We start from the raw sequence: 8,174 nt of genomic DNA, 5'->3' as shown, positions 1-8,174 counted from the left end.
CGTCATGTAGAAGGCGCTGCGCCTCTGTGCGGCGCGCGCGGCGCGCAGAGCTCCACGCGCATAGCCGCCGAGATCCGCCTCGCCCTCGACCAGGGCGGCACGGAGCGCCTCGGCCAGTCGGCCGGCATTCACCCAGCCCAGGTTCATGCCCTGCCCGCCGATCGGGCTGATCTCGTGCGCGGCGTCGCCGAGCAGCGCCACCCTGCCCCGGACGAGGGTCTGGCTCAGATGCTGGGCCGCGACGAATCCCGTGGGCCGGACGTCGTCGCCGATCTCAGGATCCCGCCCGATCCGCTCCGCGATCGCCGCACGGAACTCCGCCCCGGTGTGCACGCCGCCCCGCAGCACCCAGCGCCGCATGCCGCCGGGCAGCGGGAACGCCTCGACGATTCCCCCCGGCCCGCAGTGCAGCTGGGCGCGCACCCCGGCCGCGGGGTCAAGGACGTCGGCCATCGTGTACGCAGCGCGGCCGGGGCGACGGCGCCATCCGAAGCCGAGCTCCCGGCGCAGGGTGCTGTGCACGCCGTCCGCGAGCACCACGAACGCGGCCGTCACCTCCTGCCGACCGGCGGGCCGGTCGACGGCGAGCCGCACGAACTCCCCCTCATCCCTGACCGCGCGCACGCTGCAGCCCGGACGCAGGGCACCCGCGGACAGCGCCTGCAGCCGCTCCCGCAGCAGGGCGTGCGTGCGCTGCTGCGGGAGCACGCGCACCGGCCGGCGCTCGGAGAAGTCGAGGGAGGCGAGTACTCGGCCCCGGCTGAGCACGTCGCCGCCCTCCAGCCCGAGGGACGCGGCGCGCGCCGCCGCTCCCACGCCGACGCGGTCGAGCATCTCGAGGCCCGGCGCGTGTATTCCGATCGCGCGGCTGCGCGGATCCTCGTCCCTGCGGCGTTCGCAGACCACGACGTCGATGCCGTCCTGGGCGAGCAGGCAGGCCAGCAGCAGCCCGACCGGACCGGCGCCGACGACCACCACGTCGTGGTCGAGCAGCGGGGTGACGGCCGGCTGCTCCGGTTCGCTCATCGCCCCGGCTCCCGGCGCAGCTCCAGACGGGAGGGCAGCCCACGTCGCACGGTCCACCCCGCCGGCGCGACGGCCGCGAGCTCCGCGGCCGTGTACGACCGGCGGATGCTGGTCAGCCCGTCGGCGCGGATGAAGGATCCGGCCAGCAGGTTGCCGGCGAACGGCCATGTCCCCAGCGCGAACAGCGCATAGGCGGTGCGACTGCGCGCGATGTCGCGGTGCACCACGAGACCCGACGGTCCCGCGAGGCGCGCGGTGTCGGCGAGCATGTCCTGCAGTTCGACGGCGCCGAGGTGGTGCAGCACGTGATTGGACAGCACGATGTCGTAGACCTCGCCCGCCCGGACCAGATCGGCCACCAGCGCGCACCGGTAGGTCACCCTTGCGCCGTCGTCGTGCGCGGCGGACCAGGCCGTGGCGCGTTCGTCCGCGTCGAGCGCCGTGATCTCGGCCGCGAGCCCGTCGTGCGCCAGCCGTGCGGCGAGCGCCCGGCAGAGGTCTCCCCCGCCGGCCCCCACGTCCAGGATCCGCACCGCCCCGGCCCTCGCCCGTGGTCGGATGTCCGCACGGTACAGCGCGCCGGGCCGGGAGACCACGGCGTTCACCGCTCCGAAGCGACGGTAGGTGCGCTCCAGCATCTGCGCATCCGCGGCGGGGTCGTCCATCAGCTCGCGCACGTCGACGGCGCGGGCGGACAGGTCAGCGCCCATCGCCCTCCGCGCCGACGACCGTCATCAGCGCGCTCTCCGCGGTCAGGCCCGGCCCGAACGCCATCGCGGAGACGCGCTCGCCGTCACGCGCGCCCTCCTCCTCCAGGATGCGCCGCAGCACGAACAGGATCGTCGCGCTGGACATGTTCCCGTGCTGCCGCAGCGTCTCGCGGGCGGGGTGCAGCTGCGCATCGCTGAGCGCGAGCCGGTCCTGCACGCGGTCGAGGATGCTGCGCCCCCCGGGATGGATCGCCCAGTGCTGCACCTCCTCGCCGATCCTGCCGTCCTCGAAGGGCGCCCCCAGCTCCCCCGCGTAGAGCGGGCGGAGCGCATCGACGATGGTCTCGCCGATGATCTGCGGCACCGCGGTGGAGAGGATCATCTCGAAGCCGTGGTCGCCGATCGTCCACGCCATGTCCTTCTGGCCCTGCGGGGCGATCGCGGTGTGGAACCGGTCGAGGCGCAGCGCGGGGGCGGCGGAAGGACGTGCGGTGACGATGCCGGCCGCCGCGCCGTCGGCGAACAGCGAGGAGGCGACGATCACGTCGGGGTCCTCGGAGGAGCGCAGATGCAGCGTGCAGAGCTCGACGCTGACCACGAGCACCACGGCCTCCGGGTCCGCCGCGCAGAACTGGCTCGCCGCACGCAGCGCCGGCATCGAGGCGTAGCAGCCCATGAAGCCGAGGTGGTAGCGCTGCACGGAGTCGGAGAGGCCCAGCGCACGGACGATCTCGTACTCCGGGCCGGGGGCGTGGAAGCCGGTGCAGGAGACCGTGATCACGTGCGTGACGTCGGCGGGCCCGACCTCGGGGTCGGCGTCGAGGGCCGCACGCGCCGCGGCGACGAAGAGCGGGACGGCCTCGCGGACGTAGACGTCGTTGCGGACGCCGGTGGCCGGGGAGAGCAGCTCCCCCGTCGTATGGTCGAAGAACACCGGCTCCGCGCCGGTCTCCTCGAGCGTGAGCTCGTCGAGCACCGTGCGGCGGGTGTCGATGCCGGATCCGTCGAACGACGCGGTCACGATCCGCCGCGCCAGCCGGGAGAGCCCCGGCTGCGCAGCGAACACGTCGCGCACCTCGTCCTGATGCAGGATCGTGTCCGGCACCACCGTCTGCAGGGACCTCAGCATCACCGGGCTGCTCATGGTGCCACTCAAGCATGCCGTCCGCGTGGCAGGAAGGGGCTTGCGGATCCGGGCCGGTTCAGAACCCGAGCGCGCGCCCGAGCTTGGATCCTGAGGGCGACTCGCGCCCGCCGGCCGCGACGACCGCCTGCTCGACGGCCTCGAAGAAGGCGTCCCGTCCCGCTTCGTCCGCCGGGGCGGCCGGCCCCAGCTCCATCTCCCACTCGCGCCATTCCCGCTGTCCGCCGCGGCGCAGATCCGTGCCGCGGACGCGATCGTCCACGAATTCGGCCACCACTCCGGAGGGCCCGGTGAGCAGGTAGGCGGTGCGGGCGTTCTCGATACGGGCGAGCGGGAAGACCGGATGCGTCGTCCACTGCGCGACGATCTCGGCGACCGCGGCCGGCACCTCTTCGCCCTCGCCGAGCGGCCAGCCCAGCTCGAGGCGGCCGTCCCTGTTGCGCGGGCCCTTCACATGCCATCCCTCGTCCGGACCGCCGGTGCGGCGCCGCAGGGCCACCCCCGCGCGTGCGAGGTCGCCGTCCGCGGTGTCGAAGTACCGGGCGTCCAGAGCGCGGGCCTCGCCCTCCGTCACCGCGTCGACGCCGGGGATCGCATCCCAGGCGGGCAGCGGCGTGTCGCCGTCGACGTCGTACTTGCGCTCGACCTCGAGCGTGCGCGACGGTTCAGTCATCGGTGGGGACGATGTCCTCGAGGGACTCCTCGTACCAGTAGTCCACCTCGGTGGGCCCGTCGTGCGGACCGGTGTTCTTCGGCTCGCCCCGGCGGTTGTAGACCACCTGGGTCTCGCTGTAGGGGAGGATCAGCTTGTCGTCCTCCGCGGCGAGGGGAAGGATCTGCCCGTCCAGCGGGCCGCCATGAAGCCGTGCGAGTGCCATGTGCTCACCCTAATCCCCCGCCCGCACGCAGGACGCGATCCCGGTGCCGCGAGCCCGGTACCGCGTTCTTCGTGCCGGCTGCTCGCGCCGGCTCGTCAGGCTGCCGCGACCCCGAGTGCGCTGCCGAGGATCATCCATGGCCCGAACGCGATGCGCGTCGAGCCGGTCGCCCTGCGGAGCGCGATGAGCCAGAGCGCGTGCACGGCCCCCAGCACGAACGCGGAGGCCGCGCCCACCAGGAGCGCCTGCCCGCCGTGCCATCCCAGGACCAGTCCGATGACGGCGGCGAGCTTCACATCGCCGCCGCCCATTCCCTCGCGGCTCAGCGCCCGCAGCAGCGCATAGAAGCCGCCGAGGATCAGCATCCCCCACAGCGCTCCGAGCAGCCGGGCGCCTCCGCCGGCCAGCACCGCGTCGGCGAGCGCGAGCAGGAGCGCTCCCCCGAGCGCCGGCAGCACGATCCGGTCCGGGAGCCGGTGCGTGGCGATGTCGACGACGATCAGCCGTATTCCGATCCCGAGCAGGCCGAGGTGCGCCAGCACGACGACCACCGCAGCAGGATCCATCCCCCGAAGGTAGGAGATCGACGCGACCGCCGTGAGCGGGGTGTGGATAACCCGGGCGCCGCCGGCGGATGCGATCAGGCGGAGCGGAGCAGGATCCTCCCGTCCTCGACCTTCGCCTCCCAGCGGGGCTGCGGGACGCTCGCCGGCCCTCGTTGCACCGAGCCGTCCGCGATGCGGAACCTGCTGCCGTGCCATGGGCAGGTGACGCAGCCGTCGGCGCCGAGCTTCCCCTCGTCGAGCGGGCCGCCCTCGTGGCTGCAGACGGCGGAGATCGCGTGCAGGGCGCTGTTGACCCGGATGAGAAGCACCGGGACGTCGCCCACCATGACCCGCGACCGCGCGCCCTCGACGAGGTCGGCATCCGCCCCCACGTCCGTCCAGCGTCGCACCGAACCCTGGAACGCCGTGTGGTTCACTCCGGAGCCGCGGACGAACGAGAGGTGCCCGCCGAGATAGGACGAACCGAGGGTGAGGCTCAGCCCCAGCAGGCTGAGCGCGGCGCCGGCGCCGTGGTGCCCGCGGCGCCGCACGAGCCAGGAGGTGATCTGCAGCACGGAGGCGGTCGCGTTCGCGGCGGCGTGGATCAGCCCGACCCTTTTCTCGGGCCCGTACAGGGACGACCAGTCGGACGCGCCCGCGGCCGCGGTCGGCGCGGAGGCGAGGATGCCGAGGCCGACGAGACGCCGCGAGGCCGCCGGATCCGCCCCGGTGAGATCGAGCACGGTGGCCGCGCCCCACGCCCCGATCGGCAGGTCCGTGAGCATCGGATGGACCTGATGCCCCAGCCAGGATCCGGAGAGCGCGTTCTTCACGGGCGTGGGCCGGGTGGCCGCCTGGACCCAGCCGCTCAGCTTCTCCGCCGCGGGATCGAGTCCCTTGGTCTTCCCGATCGTCCGGATCAGGGACTGCATCGCCGCTGTCACTCGCATGGATCTCCTCCGCACCGCGTCGTCGGATTCCCCTGTCTACTCCCGCGATCGGCGAGGGTCAACGGCTTGACAGGCCGGAGCGTCCGCGCAAGCTGATAGCCTCGCCGCGATGGATCCGACCGCCCCCTCCCTGCCCCACGACGACGTGCATCGCCTGCTGACGGGGATGTACGACGACTATCTGGGCGGCGACCGCGCGGCGATCGACGCCCGCCTCGCGGAGGACGTGACGATCTTCGATTCCGCCTCCGACGCCCTGGTCACGGGGCTCGAGGAGCTCGCCGCACTCCGCGGCCGCCGCACCGATGCCGCGGCGGAGCCGAGCGCGCCGGCCTGGACCGAGAACGCGCTGACCGTCGAGGATCTCCGCGTGCGCGAGGTCGGCGGCGTCCTCGTCGCGACCTGGTGGCTGCGCGTGGACGGGACGGACGCCCGCGGCGTCTCCGTCTCCCCCGAGCTCTCCCGCAACACCGCCGTGCTGCAGCGCGGGACGGACGGCGCGCTGCGCATCCTGCACCTCCACGAGGACGTCCGCCAGGAGGCCGGCCCCGTCGGCTGAGGACGAGCCAGGCTCGTGTCCGCTCCGGTCTTCGCGATGGCTCAGAGATCGAGGATCTCGAGCTCCACGTCGATCAGGTCGCCCTCGGCGACGTGCTCGGCCTCGCGCACCGCCCGCTTGAGCGGCAGGACGTAGACGCTGCCGTTGTAGAAGATCGACGTGCGCCAGCGGGTCGCTCCGATCCGCGCCTGCACCCGGAGCGAGGAGAAGCCGCGCGGGGGCGCCGGCAGCTCGTGGATCTCGGCGGACAGCTCCTCCGGCACGGAGGCGAAGTACCAGGAGTCGGTGCGCGCCGCCCACCGCCACACGTCGCTGTCGAACTCGATCCGCACCGCCTCAGCGTACCCGCGGCCGCGGGATCCGCCTCCCTTCCTCCATGTCGGATGTACGAGTTATCGTCTTCACTGCTGTTGCAGTATTAGAAGAGATATTCGAGAATGGAGGTCATGGGGATGACGCTCGCTTCTATGATCGTCCCCGACGCCGACACCCGCGCCGAGGACGTGCTGCGCCTGCGCCGCGAGATCACCCGCATGCAGCGCCGCCGGAGCGACCTGCCGCTGATCCCGGTCCCTCCTCCCCTCGAGCCGATCCTCCCCGAAGGGGGCCTGCAGGTCGGCACGACGTACGAGCTCTCCCCCTCTCCCGGGCTCATCGGGGCGCTGCTCGCCGGCGCCTCGCGCACCGGCGCGTGGTGCGCCGCCGTCGGAATGCCCACTCTCGGCGTCGAGGCTCTGGCCGGGCACGGCGTGGATCTGGACCGCCTCCTCCTCGTCCCCGCCCCTGGGCCGCGCTGGCTCTCCGTCGTCTCCGCGCTGAGCGAGGTCATCCCGCTCATCGCGATCCGCCCCTCCTCCTCGGTGCGGGACGCGGAGCTGAGCCGACTGAGCGCCCGGCTCCGCGACCGCGGCTGCACGCTGCTGGTCGTCTCCGGAGCATCGGGCGCCGCCGCCTGGCCGCAGAGCGAGGGGTCCCTCCAGGTGCACGATCCCCACTGGCGAGGGCTGGGATCCGGCTGGGGCGCGCTGGAGGAGTGCGAGGTGACGGTCACCGCACGCACCCGGCGCTCCCCTGCGCCGCAGAGCGTGCGGGTGCGGCTGCCGGGCGCCCACGGCATGATCGAGGCCGTCGCCCCGGCGGCACCCCGCCTCGTCCCGCTCCCGTCCATGCACGCCTCCCCGCGCCCCCGCGCCGACGCACCCGCGCTCCTGGCGGTGGCGGGATGACCCCCGCGGTGCGGGAACCGGTCAGGGTGATCGTGCTGTGGTTCCCGGACTGGCCGCTGCGCGCGGCCCTCGGCGCCGCGGCGGCCGAGCCCGCGGCGATCCTCCACGCGAACAGGGTGGTCGCCTGCAGCGCGGCGGCGCGCGCCCACGGCGTCAGGGTAGGACAGCGCCGTAGGGAGGCGCAGGGGCTGCTGCCGAGCCTGCGCATCCTGCCCGCGGATCCGGCCAGGGACGAACGGGCCTTCCTGCCCGTCCTGCGCCTGATCGAGGAGCAGGCCCCCGGAGCGCAGCTGCTCCGGCCAGGGCTCGCGCTGCTCCGCGCCCGCGGTGTCGCACGCTTCCACGGCGGGGAGGGCGAGGCCGCACGCGCCCTGCACGTCCGGCTCGCCGAGGAGGGGCATCCCGAGGTCCGGATCGGGATCGCGGACGGGCCGTTCACGGCCGAGCTCGCGGCGCGCGGCGCGGATCCGGTGCTCGTGGTCGACGCGGGAGCCTCGGCCGCCTTCCTCGCCCCGCTGCCCGTGCAGGCCCTGCAGGATCCGGAGGTGACCGCGCTGCTGCTCCGCCTCGGCGTGCGCACCCTCGGCGAGCTCACCGCACTCGGGGCGGAACGGCTGCGGGCGCGCTTCGGCGAGCACGGCGCGCGCCTGCACGCCCTGGCCGCGGGCGCGGACTCCCGGCCGGTCGTGCCGCGCCCGCCGGATCCGGAGCTCATGGCGGAGGTCGAGTTCGAGTCGCCCCTCGGGCAGTCGGACCAGATCGCGTTCGCCGTCCGACAGAGCGCGGACGCCGTGATCCTCGCCCTCGCGAAGGCCTCGCTGGTGTGCACCGAGGTGCGCATCGACCTCACGGACGACGACGAGCAGGTGACCTCGCGCACCTGGCTGCATCCCACCTGCTTCGAGGCCTCGGACCTGGTCGACCGGGTGCGCTGGCAGTTGGAGTCGCTGGCCGCCGAGACCGCCGCCTCCGGCGACGACGACGAGGCGCACCGCTTCAGGGGCATCGTCCGGGTGCGGATCGCCCCCATCGCCGTCGACGACGCCGCGCATCATCAGCCAGGCCTGTTCGGATCCGGGACCGACGAGCGGCTGCACCACGCCGTCTCCCGCGTGCAGACCCTGCTCGGCCACGAG

At 73.7% G+C, this 8,174-nt stretch carries 11 protein-coding genes; 3 read left to right on the top strand and 8 right to left on the bottom strand.

From position 1 onward, the window contains the following. From B7X32_RS15730 to B7X32_RS15700, 7 genes are all read right to left on the bottom strand, one after another. A partial coding sequence (locus B7X32_RS15730) for an NAD(P)/FAD-dependent oxidoreductase (protein ID WP_292721638.1) occupies window positions 1–1,026 on the bottom strand: 1,026 nt, incomplete at its 3' end. Beyond that, window positions 1,023–1,736 (bottom strand): methyltransferase domain-containing protein, encoded by a 714-nt coding sequence (locus tag B7X32_RS15725; protein ID WP_292721636.1) that lies wholly within the window; start codon window positions 1,734–1,736, stop codon window positions 1,023–1,025. The genes B7X32_RS15725 and B7X32_RS15730, both read right to left, overlap by 4 nt. After that, window positions 1,726–2,880 carry a type III polyketide synthase gene (locus B7X32_RS15720; RefSeq protein WP_292721634.1) on the bottom strand — a complete coding sequence of 385 codons (1,155 nt, stop codon included), beginning with the start codon at window positions 2,878–2,880 and terminating at the stop codon, window positions 1,726–1,728. The genes B7X32_RS15725 and B7X32_RS15720 overlap by 11 nt, the downstream gene beginning before the upstream one ends. A 58-nt stretch (window positions 2,881–2,938) precedes the next feature. After that, window positions 2,939–3,553 (bottom strand): CYTH domain-containing protein, encoded by a 615-nt coding sequence (locus tag B7X32_RS15715; RefSeq protein ID WP_292721631.1) that lies wholly within the window; start codon window positions 3,551–3,553, stop codon window positions 2,939–2,941. Beyond that, window positions 3,546–3,758 carry a response regulator gene (locus B7X32_RS15710; RefSeq protein ID WP_292721628.1) on the bottom strand — a complete coding sequence of 71 codons (213 nt, stop codon included), beginning with the start codon at window positions 3,756–3,758 and terminating at the stop codon, window positions 3,546–3,548. The genes B7X32_RS15715 and B7X32_RS15710 overlap by 8 nt, the downstream gene beginning before the upstream one ends. Window positions 3,759–3,853: 95 nt before the next feature. After that, entirely contained in the window at window positions 3,854–4,324 is a 471-nt protein-coding gene (locus B7X32_RS15705) for an A24 family peptidase (protein WP_292721626.1), read from the bottom strand. A 74-nt stretch (window positions 4,325–4,398) separates the two neighbouring features. Then, entirely contained in the window at window positions 4,399–5,253 is an 855-nt protein-coding gene (locus tag B7X32_RS15700; RefSeq protein ID WP_292721624.1) for a Rieske (2Fe-2S) protein, read from the bottom strand. Between the two features lie 109 nt (window positions 5,254–5,362). Between B7X32_RS15700 and B7X32_RS15695 the strand changes: the two genes are divergently transcribed. Then, window positions 5,363–5,812: a hypothetical protein gene (locus B7X32_RS15695; protein WP_292721622.1), complete on the top strand. Its 450-nt coding sequence runs from the start codon at window positions 5,363–5,365 to the stop codon at window positions 5,810–5,812. Between the two features lie 41 nt (window positions 5,813–5,853). Here the strand turns inward: B7X32_RS15695 and B7X32_RS15690 are convergent, their stop codons facing one another. Beyond that, window positions 5,854–6,144, bottom strand: coding sequence for a DUF1905 domain-containing protein (locus B7X32_RS15690; RefSeq protein ID WP_292721620.1), 291 nt, complete (start codon window positions 6,142–6,144; stop codon window positions 5,854–5,856). Window positions 6,145–6,264: 120 nt separating this feature from the next. Between B7X32_RS15690 and B7X32_RS15685 the strand changes: the two genes are divergently transcribed. Together B7X32_RS15685 and B7X32_RS15680 are read left to right on the top strand one after the other, a co-directional pair. Further along, window positions 6,265–7,038 carry a hypothetical protein gene (locus B7X32_RS15685; RefSeq protein ID WP_292721617.1) on the top strand — a complete coding sequence of 258 codons (774 nt, stop codon included), beginning with the start codon at window positions 6,265–6,267 and terminating at the stop codon, window positions 7,036–7,038. After that, on the top strand, window positions 7,035–8,174 hold a 1,140-nt coding region (locus B7X32_RS15680), incomplete at its 3' end, for a DNA polymerase Y family protein (protein ID WP_292721613.1). The genes B7X32_RS15685 and B7X32_RS15680, both read left to right, overlap by 4 nt.

Origin of the sequence: Microbacterium sp. 13-71-7 (genome assembly GCF_002257455.1) — a bacterium.
Taxonomy (GTDB): Bacteria; Actinomycetota; Actinomycetes; order Actinomycetales; family Microbacteriaceae; genus Microbacterium.
Note: the sequence above shows the minus strand (reverse complement) of the source record. Positions and strands in the feature narration are given on the sequence as shown.

Coding starts and splice junctions, on each gene's coding strand:
- B7X32_RS15720 (WP_292721634.1), bottom strand. CDS start 2,880: ATGAGCAGCCCGGTGATGCTGAGGTCCCTGCAGACGGTGGTGCCGGAC.
- B7X32_RS15715 (WP_292721631.1), bottom strand. CDS start 3,553: ATGACTGAACCGTCGCGCACGCTCGAGGTCGAGCGCAAGTACGACGTC.
- B7X32_RS15710 (WP_292721628.1), bottom strand. CDS start 3,758: ATGGCACTCGCACGGCTTCATGGCGGCCCGCTGGACGGGCAGATCCTT.
- B7X32_RS15695 (WP_292721622.1), top strand. CDS start 5,363: ATGGATCCGACCGCCCCCTCCCTGCCCCACGACGACGTGCATCGCCTG.
- B7X32_RS15700 (WP_292721624.1), bottom strand. CDS start 5,253: ATGCGAGTGACAGCGGCGATGCAGTCCCTGATCCGGACGATCGGGAAG.
- B7X32_RS15725 (WP_292721636.1), bottom strand. CDS start 1,736: ATGGGCGCTGACCTGTCCGCCCGCGCCGTCGACGTGCGCGAGCTGATG.
- B7X32_RS15685 (WP_292721617.1), top strand. CDS start 6,265: ATGACGCTCGCTTCTATGATCGTCCCCGACGCCGACACCCGCGCCGAG.
- B7X32_RS15705 (WP_292721626.1), bottom strand. CDS start 4,324: ATGGATCCTGCTGCGGTGGTCGTCGTGCTGGCGCACCTCGGCCTGCTC.